The 13,832-nt window shown below is 62.0% G+C and carries 14 protein-coding genes; 4 read left to right on the forward strand and 10 right to left on the reverse strand.

Annotated features, from left to right (window positions below; genetic code table 11):
* Positions 1-2: 2 nt before the first annotated feature.
* From ugpC to RHEC894_RS30825, 4 genes are read right to left on the reverse strand one after another with little or no spacing between them, the layout of a single operon-like run.
* A complete protein-coding gene (gene ugpC, locus RHEC894_RS30810; RefSeq protein ID WP_085740424.1) occupies positions 3-1,109 on the reverse strand; it encodes a sn-glycerol-3-phosphate ABC transporter ATP-binding protein UgpC in 1,107 nt (368 codons plus the stop codon).
* Entirely contained in the window at positions 1,097-2,461 is a 1,365-nt protein-coding gene (locus RHEC894_RS30815; RefSeq protein ID WP_085740425.1) for a glycoside hydrolase family 28 protein, read from the reverse strand. The genes ugpC and RHEC894_RS30815 overlap by 13 nt, the downstream gene beginning before the upstream one ends.
* A complete protein-coding gene (locus RHEC894_RS30820; protein ID WP_085740426.1) occupies positions 2,458-3,552 on the reverse strand; it encodes a glycoside hydrolase family 88 protein in 1,095 nt (364 codons plus the stop codon). Before RHEC894_RS30820 ends, RHEC894_RS30815 begins: the two co-directional genes overlap by 4 nt.
* Before the next feature lie 16 nt (positions 3,553-3,568).
* On the reverse strand, positions 3,569-6,091 hold the full coding sequence (locus RHEC894_RS30825; protein ID WP_085740427.1) for a hypothetical protein: 2,523 nt from the start codon (positions 6,089-6,091) through the stop codon (positions 3,569-3,571).
* Between the two features lie 191 nt (positions 6,092-6,282).
* On the opposite strand from RHEC894_RS30825, the gene RHEC894_RS30830 reads away from it, so the two are divergent.
* From RHEC894_RS30830 to RHEC894_RS33695, 3 genes are all read left to right on the forward strand, one after another.
* On the forward strand, positions 6,283-7,569 hold the full coding sequence (locus RHEC894_RS30830) for an ABC transporter substrate-binding protein (protein WP_085740653.1): 1,287 nt from the start codon (positions 6,283-6,285) through the stop codon (positions 7,567-7,569).
* A gap of 173 nt (positions 7,570-7,742) precedes the next feature.
* Positions 7,743-8,027 (forward strand): hypothetical protein, encoded by a 285-nt coding sequence (locus tag RHEC894_RS33690; RefSeq protein WP_085740428.1) that lies wholly within the window; start codon positions 7,743-7,745, stop codon positions 8,025-8,027.
* A gap of 14 nt (positions 8,028-8,041) precedes the next feature.
* Entirely contained in the window at positions 8,042-8,185 is a 144-nt protein-coding gene (locus tag RHEC894_RS33695; RefSeq protein WP_245339585.1) for a hypothetical protein, read from the forward strand.
* A gap of 53 nt (positions 8,186-8,238) precedes the next feature.
* On the opposite strand, the gene RHEC894_RS30840 is transcribed toward RHEC894_RS33695, so the two are convergent.
* The 5 genes from RHEC894_RS30840 to blh are packed head-to-tail and all read right to left on the reverse strand — an operon-like array spanning position 8,239 to position 11,489.
* Entirely contained in the window at positions 8,239-9,036 is a 798-nt protein-coding gene (locus RHEC894_RS30840; RefSeq protein ID WP_085740429.1) for a sulfite exporter TauE/SafE family protein, read from the reverse strand.
* Positions 9,018-9,449, reverse strand: a complete 432-nt coding sequence (locus tag RHEC894_RS30845) for a YeeE/YedE family protein (protein ID WP_085740430.1) — start codon at positions 9,447-9,449, stop codon at positions 9,018-9,020. The genes RHEC894_RS30840 and RHEC894_RS30845 overlap by 19 nt, the downstream gene beginning before the upstream one ends.
* Positions 9,446-9,856: a YeeE/YedE family protein gene (locus tag RHEC894_RS30850; protein WP_010067223.1), complete on the reverse strand. Its 411-nt coding sequence runs from the start codon at positions 9,854-9,856 to the stop codon at positions 9,446-9,448. Before RHEC894_RS30850 ends, RHEC894_RS30845 begins: the two co-directional genes overlap by 4 nt.
* Entirely contained in the window at positions 9,853-10,200 is a 348-nt protein-coding gene (bigR, locus tag RHEC894_RS30855; RefSeq protein ID WP_089152762.1) for a sulfite-sensing transcriptional repressor BigR, read from the reverse strand. Before bigR ends, RHEC894_RS30850 begins: the two co-directional genes overlap by 4 nt.
* Entirely contained in the window at positions 10,191-11,489 is a 1,299-nt protein-coding gene (gene blh / locus RHEC894_RS30860; RefSeq protein ID WP_085740431.1) for a bifunctional sulfur transferase/dioxygenase Blh, read from the reverse strand. The genes bigR and blh overlap by 10 nt, the downstream gene beginning before the upstream one ends.
* Positions 11,490-11,708: 219 nt before the next feature.
* Between blh and RHEC894_RS30865 the strand changes: the two genes are divergently transcribed.
* Positions 11,709-12,971 (forward strand): DUF3422 domain-containing protein, encoded by a 1,263-nt coding sequence (locus RHEC894_RS30865; protein ID WP_085740432.1) that lies wholly within the window; start codon positions 11,709-11,711, stop codon positions 12,969-12,971.
* A gap of 119 nt (positions 12,972-13,090) precedes the next feature.
* Here the strand turns inward: RHEC894_RS30865 and RHEC894_RS30870 are convergent, their stop codons facing one another.
* The gene (locus tag RHEC894_RS30870) at positions 13,091-13,807 is read right to left on the reverse strand and encodes a YafY family protein (protein ID WP_085740433.1); all 717 of its coding nucleotides are present in this window, start codon (positions 13,805-13,807) and stop codon (positions 13,091-13,093) included.
* Positions 13,808-13,832: the final 25 nt, after the last annotated feature.

The raw sequence follows: 13,832 nt of genomic DNA on the forward strand, positions 1-13,832 counted from the left end.
TGTCAGCGCCTCCCCTGTTCAGATCGTCGGGCAAAAGCAAGTTCGCTTTTGGGATCGAACAGATGAACCCGTGCCGGATCGGCATCGATCACGAGCCGGTCGCCCTGGTGAGGTGCGAAATGACCGGCCTCATGGATGATGATCTGCTCGTCCTGTCCCTCGAGATTGCCGTAGACGTAAGTCTCGGTCCCGAGGCCCTCGTGGTACTGCACGACGAAAGGCAGACCCTGGCCGCTGGAGCGCGAGAAATGCGCGGGCCTTATGCCGGCCAGAACCTCCTGCCCCACGGCAATGCCGGCCGGATCGACATCGCTGACGATCCGGCCGCCGCTGGCGACATCGACGGCGATGCCGCTTTCCGTGATGGCTGCGACCTTGCCCTTGATGATGTTCATGCGCGGCGAGCCGAGGAAGCCGGCGACGAAGAGATTGCGCGGGTGGTCGAATAGTTCGAGCGGTGCGCCGACCTGCTCGACCCGCCCGGCGCGCAGGACGACGATCTTGTCGGCCATCGTCATCGCCTCGACCTGGTCGTGGGTGACGTAGATCATCGTCGTCTTGATCTCCCGATGGAGCTTGGTGATCTCGGCGCGGGTCTGGACGCGCAGCGCTGCATCGAGGTTCGACAGCGGCTCGTCGAAAAGGAAGATATCGGGTTCGCGCACGATCGCCCGGCCGATCGCCACGCGCTGGCGCTGGCCGCCCGAAAGCTGCTTCGGGCGCCGGTCGAGATAGGGTTCGATCGCCAGCATCCGAGCGGCCTCGGCAATTCGCGCCTCGATCTCGGCGCGCTTGAACTTCAGGTTCTCAAGGCCGAAGGCGAGGTTCTTGCGCACGCTCATATGCGGATAGAGCGCATACGACTGGAAGACCATGGCGATCTTGCGCTCGGCCGGCGAGAGCGCGCTGACGTCACGCCCGCCAATCGCGACCGTGCCCTCCGTCACCTCTTCGAGGCCGGCGATGACGCGCAGCAGAGTCGACTTGCCGCATCCGGACGGTCCGACGAAGACGACGAATTCGCCGTCCTTGATGTCGAGTTCGACGTCATGCAGGACCTTGACCGTGCCATATGCCTTGTTGACGGTAGAAAGTTTCAGTTCTGCCATGCCTCACTCCCATCAGATGCCGCCGTTTCGAAGACGACGTCGTTTTTGTTCCAGCCTTGCGGCAGCGGTGTCGGCCTTGTCATCCGCACCTCGTTCATCAGTATCCCCTTGACGCCGGCCACGTAGACGGCCGGCATTCCTCCTGGATAGCGCTCGAGACCGATCACCCGCCCGTCCGAGCCTCGGGTCCAGGCATTGGCGCGCCCGCCGCCCTCAGCCTTCGGCGCAAGGTCGGCATTCGTCGGGCGCAGATCGTAGGATTGCCCGGTGCCGAGTTCGCCGGGCTGCTGTTCGATGGCAACGCGCCTCAGCCATATGTTTCGGATTCCGGACGGTGCGGCGGCGATGACGGTGATCGCCCCCTCCATACGCCCGGTTATGTCCTCGACGATGAGATTTTCAATCGCGCCCGCCGGCCGTTCGGCGACACGGTCGACGACGTTGACGGTCAGCGCCTCCCCCGAGCCCCAGAAGCCATCCAGCGTTTCGCGGCACTCAACCGCGATCCTCGAAAACCGCACATTCGATATCCGGCCGCCGTCACGCGAGAAGAGGCCGAGCGCCCGATTGGAGGAGGAGACATTGCAATCCTCGAACACGATGTTGGTGACGTCGCCATGCGTTTCCGTGCCGATCTTCAGCGCGCAGCTAAGGCTCTGGACGGAGCATCGGCGCACGAGAATGTTCTCGCACCGGCCGATAGCGACGCCTTGAGGACCGATGCTGGTCTTCAGGCAGATGCCGTCGTCGGCCGTCGATATATTGCAGTCCTCGATGACGGCGCCGCGGCAGGCATCGAGCACGATGCCATCCGTATTGGGAAGGCGGCGGTCGTTCTCGATGGTGACGTTCCGGACGACGACATCTGTGCAGTCGACGAAATGCAGTGTCCACATCGGCGAGCGGCTGACGTGGATGGAACTGATCTCGACCTCGTCGCAGCCTTCGAAGACGACGACGCGGGGGCGGAATTCGGCCGGGATGAAGGTTCCCACAGTCTCGTCGTCGCCAATGATGAAGCTCTCGCAGCCGGCTTCGATGCGCCCTTCCCCCGTCAGGCTGATCCGCCGCGCATCCCTAGCGACGATCATGCCGCGATCCGATTTTTCGGCGATCACGGAAACGGTCGTATGCGCATAAGCCGCATAATCGGCAACGGGACGCAGGATCGCACCGGCGGCCAGATGCAGATCGACGCCGGAGCGCAGCCGGAGCCCCCGGCAGATGTGGATACCCGCCCGGAGCTCCAGGCGTCCGCCGCCGGAAGCCGAAAGGCTGTCGATCGCCGCCTGCAGACGGTCGGTATTGTCGCTGTCGAGCGCCTCGATTGCGACAAGGGAGGGAGTACTCATTGGCGGCGGCCGTTCTCAATGACGACTTCCGTCAAAAGCAGCATGGTCAGTGCCTGGCCATAGGGGGTCGGCAGGTTCGGGATGCGTCGGTAGAAATCGAGGTCATGGCCCATCGGCGTGCCGTCGGAGACGCCGTGGACAACGCCTTCCTCATCAATCTCAGCCAGCACCGCTGCAAGCGCGCGCTCGGCATAGACCTTGTCGCTCTTGTCGAGAATGCCGGCATCGATGGCGCGCAGGATGCCATAGGCGATGCCTGCCGTGGCCGAGGTTTCCAACGGCGAGGACGGATCGTCCAGAAGCGTCGTGAACATGCCGTCCGGCCGCTGATATGCCTTCAGCGAGCGCACCTGGCTGACGAGAACGTTGGAGAGGAAACGCCGGTCCTTCTCGGCGAGGGTCGGGACGAGATCGAAGAGTTCGGGGATTGCCACCGTGATCCAGGCATTGCCGCGCGCCCAGAAGGCGTTGGCGAAATTGTGGCGGCCGTTGAAGGTCCAGCCGTGATACCAGAGGCCGCTCACCGGATCGGAGAGATAGCGGGTGTGGAGCACGAATTGATAGACGGCCTCGTCGATCCAATCTTTGCGCTGGCAGAGCACGCCGGCCTGGGCAAGGAAGAGGCAGGCCATGAACAGCGTGTCGTCCCACAATTCGCCGTCGTTGAGGCGTTCCTTGACGACGTGCTGGAAGCCGCCGTCTTCGGTCTTCGGCAATTCCTTGATGAGCCAGTCGGCCCAGTCCTCGACGAGGGCGCGGAAATCCGGGCGGTCGACATGCTGGACGAGGATTGCGAGCGGCAGCATCGGCGCCGTGCTGTTGATCTGGCGCGGCGGGATGCCGCGTTCGATCTGGGCGCTGTACCAGGCAACAAGTTCCTGCAGCGCTTTCTGGTCGTTGGTAGAAATTGCGCGCCTGAGAAATCCGTAGAGGCCGACGCCGACTTCCCAATCCCATTCGTCGAACTGGATGCCGGAGGTGGCGCCTCCCGTCACGAGACCTTCCTTGATGCCCTTGAGCCGGCTGAAAGCCGTCGCCACGCGATCGATCGTCGTCAGGAGAGCGGCGCTATCGACAGATGCTGTGTTCATGCTGGAAACCTATGTTTCAGGAGTAGAAGGGCCCGTCAGTGCCGGCGACGGATGCCGCACTGTCGTGGGTGAGGATCGGATGCGGCTGGTCATGCGTGAACGGCCGTCCCACGCCGCCGATCGAAAGACCGTCGGCATAGGAAAGAGAAAACGCCGGGCCGCCCGGCGGCGTCAGGGAGAGACGCCGAAACGCGGGATCGAAGGAAACCGTCGTCTGGCACAGGCGCTCGATGAAGGCCTTGAAGGCGTCGCCGTTGCCGCAGCCGATGATGGCGGCCCAGCCGCCGAGCGGTCCGTAAGAGCGCACCTCGCGGCCGGCGGTCGGGCCTTCGGTGATCAGCTCCAGGCCGTTAGACGCCCACAGGGCGGCAAATCCTCGGCCCGATCGCGCAATCAGCCACTTGTCTTCGATGATAAGATCATCCAGGCCGTCGCGGCCAATATAGGCGTGCGTCCATGCATGCCGTGCGTCGCCTGTGTCCTCGACCAGGAGGGCGACATCGCGATGCTGGGCGACGCGCGGCAGGATGCCGTTGCCGGCCCAATAGGACGGCCTTTGATTGCCCCACGGGTCGTCTTCACCCGGATGATTGACCCACAGCCTCGCCATCGGATGGCCGGCCAGCCTGACATCGAGAACGTGCTGCTGGTGGCCTTTCCGGCCTGTCTTGTGATCGACAACCGTCGAAAGCTGCGCCGCCTCGTTCTTGAACAGTACGAGTTTGCCGCTCTCGAGCCCCTGGCTGTAACGCGCCTCGACGTTTCGGCCCTTGGGAAGGACGGCAAGCTCGGTCAGGTCGGCGGGCGGCTCGTAGCCGCCGGCGCAGAACATCGTCAATGCCGCCACACCATTGTTGAGCCAGCCGGTGCCGAAGGCCACCTGAGCGAAGGGCGCAAGCTCGGTCAGCGGGCCGGCGCGCAATTCCTTGTCGTAGGCGCGGCCCTGCGAGCCGGCCGGAACGCCGGCGAGCGTGTGAAGGGCGATCATACGGAAGATGAGATCGATCTGGCCGCGGGCGCGATCGGCGATCCCGCTTTCCGCCCAGCGCTCCAGCGCCAGCAGGCCGATGAAATCGATCGGGTAGTAGGCGGCCGAATTCCATTCCGCCAGACCATGGGCCTCGACGCTGTCGAACCAGCGCCCGAGACGCTCGACGGCGAGTTCCGCCTGCTGCCGTCCCGTCCGGCCGGAAGCCGAAAACACCTCGTCGGGCAGGAGAAGCCCAGCGAGCAACTGGCTCGTATGGAAGCAGAGCACGTGGTTCTCGCTCCAGAACCACATGGCATCATTGCCCGGCTCGTCGACCCAGTAGCGGTAGGAGAGAACGGAATGGCGGATGCGGGCGACGATCGCCTCGGGCATGCGGTCGCCATAGGCGCCCAGCAGCCAGAGCAGCGGCACCATGATGAAATCCGAGCAATCCTCTCGCGCATCGATGGAGGCAAGCGTCGCATCGACGATACGCTCGAAGCTCCCCGGGTCGTCATAACCGGTTTCCATCATCGCGATGAGGCGGCCGGCGCGATTGGCGCCGAAGCGGGCGCTGTATTCCAGCGCCTCCCGCTTGCGGGCGGAAAGCGACGCCTCCGACGGCAACGGAGAGGTGTCGCTCATGAAGGCGGCGTCGATGACGCGCGTGACCGAACCTGGCCCGGAACCGATCGTCATGTGCACGCCGTGATAACCATCGGCGATGCCGCAGATATCCTCGACGATCAGACGATCCTGATGGGCGCGCAGGCTCAGTTTGACATCAGCGAGAACCGGCCGCTCGTGACCATGGCCGACGACCTTGATCTCCACCGGCAGGTCGCGCACGGGCGCCGTGTCGAAAATGATCTCCAGCGGCTGATTGACGAAGACGTCGCGCGCCGGGCGCACACCGCGCGAAAGCGCTTCCAGCTCGCGAACCTCGTCCTGGTCGAGTGATACCGGCAGCAGCACGCAGAGCGGCTCCTCGTCGAGCATTTCGAGCTCGAAGAACCACGTCGTGTCGCGCTCGGCCAGGTCTTCGGTGTGAACGAGAATCTCATTGTCGCCGGCTTCGAGCTGCAAGCTGATCTCGGTCGCGCTTTCGACGTTGCGCTTGAAGGGCTCGAATCGCACGGCCTCCTCGCCGTTGACCCAGATGCGAACGCCGCCGCAGGTCTTCAGCGCCAGATTGAGCGTGCGCGAGGTCCCGGTCCGAAACGTGCCTTTCAGCCATTTGCTGACATGCGTCGGCACGTGCCAGAAGCTGGTGAACTCGACGCGGCGGTTCGAGCCGGGAAGATAGAGGCTTTCGGTCGGCCAGGACGTGTCGGGCAGAAGCGGCCGCCCCACCATGGTCGACCAGAAGGCCTTGCGGCAGGGCAGGTCACCAACATCGACGAAACCGTTGATGAAGCGGTAGTTCACGCGATCTTCGGCCGGGGCCGGTTCCCCGGGAAAATAGCTGGCGATGAGGCCGGAAACGGCCCATGCCGTTATCGTCTGTCCCTTGGCCACGCCATAGGCTGGCGCCACGGCGTCCGGCTGCTTGATGCTTTCCGCTTTCACAGATCGCCTCCTCCGCAATCTAATGAAAATATTTTCATTCGGTTATTTGGGTGCGTGATTTTTGAAAATTGCTCAAAAACATCGCTATTCGCGTAGAAAACAGCTTGACGGAACGAATGTCAAGTATATGAAATTCACTTATCGACGGCCGATGCCGCGATTGATGAAAATGTTTTCATGGGAGGATGGAAATGAAAACGTATCTTTCAGGGGCTTTCGCACTGGCGCTGGCCACAGTTTCTTTCGCATGGTCGAGTGTCGCCATGGCGGAAACCCAGACGATTACCTTTCTCTTCACCGACGACGACCAGGCTTATGTCGAGCGCATGGAAGCGCTGAGCAAGGAATTCGAGACCGCACATCCCGACATCAAGGTGAATTTCGTCTCGTCGGGCTATGATGCCGTTGCCAAGCAACTGCCGGTGCAGCTCGCCATCGGTGAAGGCCCCGACGTTGCAAAGATCACCGACTGGCAGCTGGCGCCCTATTACCTCGACATGCGCCCGCTGATGAAGGATCCGGACGGCTTCGCCAAGCTGCACGGCGACAGCCTCAACACGCTTCGCTTCCCCGGCGTCAACGATCCGAACTCGATCAACGGCTACGTCGCCTCGCAGACCTTCAACCTGCCCTTCGTCAACAAGACGCTGTTCGACCAGGCTAAGGAACCGCTTCCCAAACCGACCGCCACGCTGAAGGAGATCGTCGAAGCTTCCGCCCGCGTTGCCAAGGCGACCGGCGCCCAGATCCCGTTCACAATGGACCGCTCGGGCCACCGTTTCTCGGGTGCGGCCTTCTCCTACGGCTCCAACTACGTCAAGGACGGCAAGTTCTCGTTCCCGGACGATGCCGCCAAGCACTACATCACCGATCTCTACAACTGGACGAAGGACGGCTCCTTCCCCAAGGAAATGTGGGGTGCTGCCGGCGGAACCCAGTACAAGAACATGGGTGACGAGTTCGTCAACGGCAATGTCGTGACCTATATCGCCGGCAACTGGATGGTCAATCCGTTCCAGCAGAAGATCGGCGACGGCTTCGACTGGACGGCGATCAGCGCGCCCTGCGGTGACGCCGGCTGCTACGCGATGCCGGGCGGCACGGCGATCGTCGGCTTCAAGCGCACCAAGTATCCGCAGGCCGTCGCCTCGTTCATCGAGTTCCTCGGCTCCGAAAAGGTCCAGCGTGAAATCGCCGAAAACTACGTCATCCTGACCGGCGCCGACATCAAGGATCCGCAGTACAAGCTGACCAGCAAGAACGCGAAGGACGCCATGGCCGTCTTCCTCGCAGCCCGCGACAGCGCGCCGCAGGCCGCCCGCGACCTGGAACGCCTCAAGGGATCCGGGGCCATCTATCAGTTGATCGTCCAGCGGATGAGCCAGTTGATCGTCGGCGAACTTTCCCTCGAGGACACCTTCAAGGCAATGAGCGCAGACGTCGACAAGATCAACGTGGCACTCGCCGCCAACAAGTAATCGGCCGCGTCTGCGCCCTCCGCAGAATGCGCGCTGAATCAGCCACGGCCTCGCAACGGGCCGTGGCTGATCGTTTTTTGCCCTGCTTACATTCAGTCTCGAACAGTTCGATCGGTTTCGAATTGTCGATCAACTCAACCACGCTAGGTCTTTCCGCAAGGAAAGGTAGCGTCATGAATGTCATCGAACGAAGCAGACAGTCCCGTTCAAACCTGAAGCCTGCCGCCCTCGCAATTCTGTGCCTCGGCGTGGTCGTGGCGCAGATCGATACATCCGTCGTCAATCTGGCAGTCCAGCCCATTGGGCTCGATCTCGGGGCCTCGGTCACGCAGCTGCAATGGGTCATCGACGCCTACAATCTCGTCTACGCAGCACTTCTGATGGCGACGGGGCCTCTGACGGCAGTCGCGGTGGTGACCGTGACCGCGCCGATCGCGCCGGCACGGCGAGCGCCCTGATCAACGTCGCCCGCATGGTGGGAGCGACGATCGGCGTCGCCGTCCTAGGCGCTATCTTCGCCTTCCTCGGCGAAGCCGAAACGGCCTTCATCGTCGCGATTGCGGCCGGCGGCAGCGTGCAGATGCTTGGAAGCTTCATTGCATGGTGCTCGCTCTGAACGCGCGGCCAGATGCGGAGACCGCGTGCGATCCATCTGTCTTCCAGGCGCACTCACCTCGGCAGAAATGGTCCCGCGTTCCGATACAGGATGTACCCCGCGACTACGAAGACGAGCACCGCGAAGAGGCGGTTGAGGACGTTCTTGTAAACGCTTAGACGGGCGGCAAGGAGCATGCCGAGCGTTCCTCCCATGATGCCGCCACCAATGAACTCGGTGGCAAGCCACCAGTCCACCAGCCCGGAACTGGCATAGTTCAGGGCCGTCGCCAGTCCGAATACACCGACAGACAGAAGCGAGGTGCCGACCGCATTGATCATCGGCATGCCTGTGGCCATCATCAGGCCGGGAACGATCAGAAATCCCCCGCCGATGCCGAAGAACCCGGATGTCGCGCCGGCGGCAAGTGCCACGGCGCCGGTGGCAAGGCACATTCTCAAGTCGACCGGGCGACATTCTGCCGCCACCGCCTTTTTAGGCTTCAACATCAGGACGCCGACGACCAGCATCAGAATGCCGAACAGGAAGATCAGATGGTCTCCGTCCATCGCCTTGCCAAGGCTGGAACCGGCGAGAGCGCCGACAATGCCGAGTAAGGAGAAGACGACCGCGCAGCGCCACCAAACGTGCCCCTTGATTGCATGGCCGGCAAAGTTGGCGAATGCGTTCACCGAAACCGCAAGCGCCCCGGTGCCTATGGCGACATGCGGCTGCGCCACGCCGACGACATAGAGCAGCAGTGGGGTGGCCAGAATGGATCCGCCTCCGCCGAGGAGACCGAGCATGAACCCGACGAGCCCGCCGGAACCGATTATCGATAAACTCGAATAGTTCACGGGCGTCGGTTCCATACCCTGTCATGCAAGGTCATCCCGACCAGCATTGCGGCGACAAAAAGGACCGTCTGGGGAAGGCCGATTGAGAGGGAAGCGACTGCCGGGCCGGGACAGAATCCGCCGATCCCCCAGCCCAGACCGAAAAGCGCGGAACCGACGACCAAAGGAGCGTCTATCTCACGGTTCTCGGGCACATGGAAGCTGTCGTCGAAGGCTGGATGCGTCATCCGTTTCATCACCTGCACGCCGATGAAAGTGACGATCACCGCGCCGCCGAGAACGAATGCCAAGCTTGGATCCCAAGCGCCGAAGATTTCGAGGAAGCCTTGAACGCGAACTGGATTCAGCATGCCGGATAAGGATAGCCCAAAGCCGAAGACGATGCCGGATGCGAAGGCTGCGGAGGATCGGCGGAGATTCCGGTTCATGATCCGAACGTTCTCAGAGCTGCGACGGCGACCACGCCTGCCGTCAGAAAGGTGGCGACCGCCACCATCGATCTTGGCGACAAGCGGGCAAGCCCGAGTACACCGTGTCCGCTGGTGCAGCCCGATCCCATTCTTGAGCCGAAACCGACGAGCAGTCCCGCAACCACGATCAGCGGCCAGCCGGCGGTGATCTGCACGGCCGGCAAGTCGCCGAACATCGTGAGGTAGGATAGCGGCCCGAGTAGTAATCCAAGGACGAAGGCAAGGTTGTTGGTTATGCCGGCGCCTTGTATCAGTCGACCGACGATCCCGCTGATCCCGGCAATCCGGCCGTTGAGGAGGAGAAACATGACCGCGGAGGCGCCGATCAGCACGCCTCCCATCAACGATGGAAGATAGGCACTCATTTTTCTTCCTTCACGCAGAAAATGTCGTACAGCGCGCCGACCAGTTGGGCCGCCTTCTCCTCCGTCAGCCGGTAGAAGATCTGCTTGCCTTCCCGCCGGGTTTCGACGATGCTCGAACCGCGCAGCACCGTCAGATGCTGCGACAGATGCGGCTGGTGGACGTCAAGCTTCTCTTCCAGCTCGCCGACCGCATACTCCCCCTGTACAAGCGTGCAGACGATCATCAGGCGCGCCGGGTGAGACAGTGTCTTCAACAGGTCGGCGACCTCGCCGGCACGCGACAACAGCTCGGCGGGCGATAGCCCCGCTTTCATCATTTCTTTCGGATCGGAACTCATGCCCATGCGGCTCCCTGCAATGCGTTCAACGGAAACTTGAGATAGCGCTTGCCGTTGGCTTCCGGTTCCGGCAGGCGCCCACCGCATATGTTCACCTGCAAGGCATGCAGGATCAGCTTCGGCATCGGCAGCGTCTTGTCGCGCTTCGTTCGCAGCGCCACGAACTCTTCCTCCGTCACGTCGGCAAGATGCGGATTGAATTTCTTCTGATCCGCGACCGTGCTTTCCCAGCGAGGTTCGCGACCGTCGGGCTGATAATCGTGGCCCGTAAAGATCCGGGTGTCGTCCGGCTGCGCCAGAATGTCCTGGATCGACCTCCAGAGAATACGGGCATCGCCGCCAGGAAAGTCGGCGCGTGCCGTGCCGCTATCCGGCATGAAAAGCGTGTCGTGCACAAAGGCAGCGTCGCCAATCACATAGGTGACGGAGGCTATCGTGTGCCCGGGAGAGAACAGCACCTTCGCGTCGATCGAACCAATCTTAAAGGTTTCACCATGGGCGAATAGCCGGTCCCATTGCGAACCATCGGTCGCGAGGTCCGTCCAATTATAGATGCCTTTCCACAGCTTCTGGACGTCAACGACGCGCTCGCCAATGGCCGTGCGAGCACCGGTCTTCTCCTTCAGATATCGGGCCGCCGAGAAGTGGTCGGCATGCGGATGCGTATCGAGAATCCATTCAACGATCAGGTCGCGATCACTGATATAGTCGAGAATAGCATCGGCATTGATGGTCGCCGTTGCTCCGGCCTTCTCGTCGAAGTCGAGAACCGGATCGATGATGGCACATTTGCGCGTGACGGGATCGGACACCACGTACTGGACGCTCCAGGTGCGCTTGTCGAAGAAACCCTTCACCTGCGGCCTGCGCGCGGCATGCTTCTCGAGCCAGGCTGCGGCGGAAGCGGTATCGAAACCGCGGCTACGTCCGAACTCGACGACTTCGCCGACAGACATGCGACCATCGAGAACCTCACCAATGAGGTAAAGGCTCAAAGACCGTCTGCCCGTCTGGCAATGCGCAACGACGGGCCCCTCCGCCTCGGCGACGGCCCGCTGGAAAGCGCGCACATCCGTTTCGGTGATCGTATCGGCCGTAACCGGAATGAATGTGTAGGACAGGCCGTAGCGTCTCACCTCCTGCCCTTGCGCGCGCGTCCCCGGCTGAATGGAGTCTTCGCGGTCAGGCCTGTTGTTAATGAGCATCCGGAACCCGCTATCACGCAGCAACCGGATCTCCTCGATACTTGGCTGCGGCGAGATCGAGAGTTTCTCCGAAATTTCGGTGACAGGCATGATTGGCTCCGTGGCAAAAGTCATTATACATTATAATATAATATATAGTTTTTAATTCTGAACGAGTCAAGCAGCGACCGATGCAGTCTCCACATCCGATGGCGAAGCCGTCGTGACACGAGCCTCGGGAGAGGCTATAGGCGTCGTGGTCAATTCCAAAAGCCGGCAACCCCGGTCATGCCAGCCGTCGATCTGTCTACCATATAGAGGTGCATCTCCATGCCGATGGGTTCCGAGCATCCGCTGCGCAGGGAGTTGCATGACGAGCTCCATGCGCGGCCCTCGCTTTACTTCGACGGCGACACCGATGTCTGGCACGTCGCCATCGTCGGCGAAAACGGCTCGCCTCCGCTGCCGGTTTCCTTGCCGGGGCTGGAGGACGTCTCGACCACCCACGGAGGCAACCACGGCATCGGCCGCTTCGGCGACGGCCGGCTGAAGTGGGAGGCCCATACCGAGTTCCTGACGCTGACCTTCGTCACGCCCGCGGCCTCCGCGCCCGGCAGCCATCCGCCGGAAGCCTTTCATGCCTGCTACCGCAAGATCGAAGGAAAGGTGATCGCTGCCGTCCGGGTGCTGGTGCGCGACGAAAAGAACGGACAGGCTCTCGAAAAACCGAATCTTGATTATGTCGCCTCCGAGGTCGGCGGTGGCGATGCCGAAGTGCATACGAACTTCCGGCTGAGCGACAGCGGTTTCGTCGAATTCCTGTTCTTCAACCGCAATCTCAATGCCTATCGCACCGGCCGCATGGTCCGGCGGTTCCTGGAGATCGAGACGTACAGGATGATGGCGATGCTGGCGATGCCGATGGCGCGCGAAACGATCTCGCAGCTTTCGGCCTTCGACCAGCGCCTCGATCTCCTGATCGCGCACATGCAGAGCGCCGTCAAAGTCGACAAGGCGCTGCTGTCCGAGGTCACCAGGCTTTCTTCAGATGTCCTCAATTTCTCTGCCCTTGCCCGCCACCGCTTCGGGGCGACGACAGCCTATGCCGAAATCGTCGCGAGCCGGGTGTCGGAACTGCGCGAAGAACGCGTCGAGCAGCGCCAGCGGATCGGCACCTTCATCCGCCGGCGCTTCCAGCCGGCCGTCCGCTCGGTGCATGCCGCCGAACGCCGCCTCGATGAACTCGCCGAACGCGTCAGTCTCGCCGGCGATCTCTTGAGAACCACCGTGCAGGTCCAGCTCGAAGATCAGAACGCCTCGCTCTTGACCTCGATGGAAGAGCGGGCGCGCATCCAGGTGCATATCCAGCAGGCGGTCGAAGGCTTTTCGGTCATTGCCATTACCTACTATACCGTCGGCCTGGTGAAGATCTGCCTCGAGAGCATTTCCGCAGTGGGCGTCGATCCGCACGTGGCAAAACTCGCCGTTCTCGGCGCCATTCCACTCGTGCTCTTCGCCGTCTGGACCGCTGTCCGTCATGTGCGCAAAAGCATCGCCGGCGTGCCGCACGGCCCGGCATCCGGAAGCCACTGACGCCGGGTCTGCCACTCGTCTACACGGTTCGCGGTCGGATAGCACGCAACCAGATCGTTGCCGGAAACGCGTCACAGTAAACATGAGTCCGCTGCACACTTTGCGAGGCATGCTCTAATCTAAGCCCGAGGCTTCCCGATGCCTGAGGGCTTCGCATTCTCTGCGTCAACCTTCGTCCGCCATTGCTTGACGAGGTCGCGACGGCGGCCGGGATAGCGTTCCTCTTGCCATTCCACGTGCGTAATCCTATCGGCGCGGAACAGCCGGAAATCATGCCGCAGTTCGCACCAGCCAGCGATGAAGCGGTTCGTCTGAACAAAACCGAGCATGATCGGCCAGATGATCCTTTGGGAGTCGAGATCGTTCGGATCGCGATAACTGATGCGTAGCTTTCGCTGCTCCCGCATCGCCCGCCGAACGATCCCAAGATCGAGGTCGCCTGCCTTGGCCGGTGCTCGACCAACGTGAAAGGCATTTTCGTGCAGGGCCGGACGCAGTTCGACAGGCACCACGGCGCCAATTTTTCCGATCGCGTTTTGCGCAGCCATCGCCAGACCCGCATCCGTCTGCCGGCTGACCCATTGCGCCCCCAAGGTCAGCGCATGCAGTTCCTCCTCGGAAAACATCAGGGGCGGCAGCAGAAAGCCGGGCTTCAGGACATAACCAAAACCCGGCTCGCCATCGATCTGCGCCCCCAATGCCTGCAAAGCGGCGATGTCGCGATAGATCGTTCGCAGAGATACTCCAGCTTCGCGCGCAAGCTCCGGACCTGGCACCGGACGCTGGTGCCGCCGCAACGTCTGCATAAGGTCGAAAAGCCGGTTACTCTTGGACATAAGGCAATGCTAGCACAGATCGTGC

The organism is Rhizobium sp. CIAT894 (genome assembly GCF_000172795.2).
GTDB lineage: Bacteria > Pseudomonadota > Alphaproteobacteria > Rhizobiales > Rhizobiaceae > Rhizobium.

Excerpts from the sequence above, each read along its gene's own strand:
- RHEC894_RS30815 (WP_085740425.1), bottom strand. The coding sequence starts at position 2,461 with ATGAGTACTCCCTCCCTTGTCGCAATCGAGGCGCTCGACAGCGACAAT.
- RHEC894_RS30840 (WP_085740429.1), bottom strand. The coding sequence starts at position 9,036 with ATGGAACCGACGCCCGTGAACTATTCGAGTTTATCGATAATCGGTTCC.
- RHEC894_RS33690 (WP_085740428.1), top strand. The coding sequence starts at position 7,743 with ATGAATGTCATCGAACGAAGCAGACAGTCCCGTTCAAACCTGAAGCCT.
- RHEC894_RS30850 (WP_010067223.1), bottom strand. The coding sequence starts at position 9,856 with ATGAGTGCCTATCTTCCATCGTTGATGGGAGGCGTGCTGATCGGCGCC.
- ugpC (WP_085740424.1), bottom strand. The coding sequence starts at position 1,109 with ATGGCAGAACTGAAACTTTCTACCGTCAACAAGGCATATGGCACGGTC.
- bigR (WP_089152762.1), bottom strand. The coding sequence starts at position 10,200 with ATGGGCATGAGTTCCGATCCGAAAGAAATGATGAAAGCGGGGCTATCG.
- RHEC894_RS30870 (WP_085740433.1), bottom strand. The coding sequence starts at position 13,807 with ATGTCCAAGAGTAACCGGCTTTTCGACCTTATGCAGACGTTGCGGCGG.
- RHEC894_RS33695 (WP_245339585.1), top strand. The coding sequence starts at position 8,042 with ATGGTGGGAGCGACGATCGGCGTCGCCGTCCTAGGCGCTATCTTCGCC.
- blh (WP_085740431.1), bottom strand. The coding sequence starts at position 11,489 with ATGCCTGTCACCGAAATTTCGGAGAAACTCTCGATCTCGCCGCAGCCA.
- RHEC894_RS30830 (WP_085740653.1), top strand. The coding sequence starts at position 6,283 with ATGAAAACGTATCTTTCAGGGGCTTTCGCACTGGCGCTGGCCACAGTT.
- RHEC894_RS30865 (WP_085740432.1), top strand. The coding sequence starts at position 11,709 with ATGCCGATGGGTTCCGAGCATCCGCTGCGCAGGGAGTTGCATGACGAG.
- RHEC894_RS30820 (WP_085740426.1), bottom strand. The coding sequence starts at position 3,552 with ATGAACACAGCATCTGTCGATAGCGCCGCTCTCCTGACGACGATCGAT.
- RHEC894_RS30845 (WP_085740430.1), bottom strand. The coding sequence starts at position 9,449 with ATGAACCGGAATCTCCGCCGATCCTCCGCAGCCTTCGCATCCGGCATC.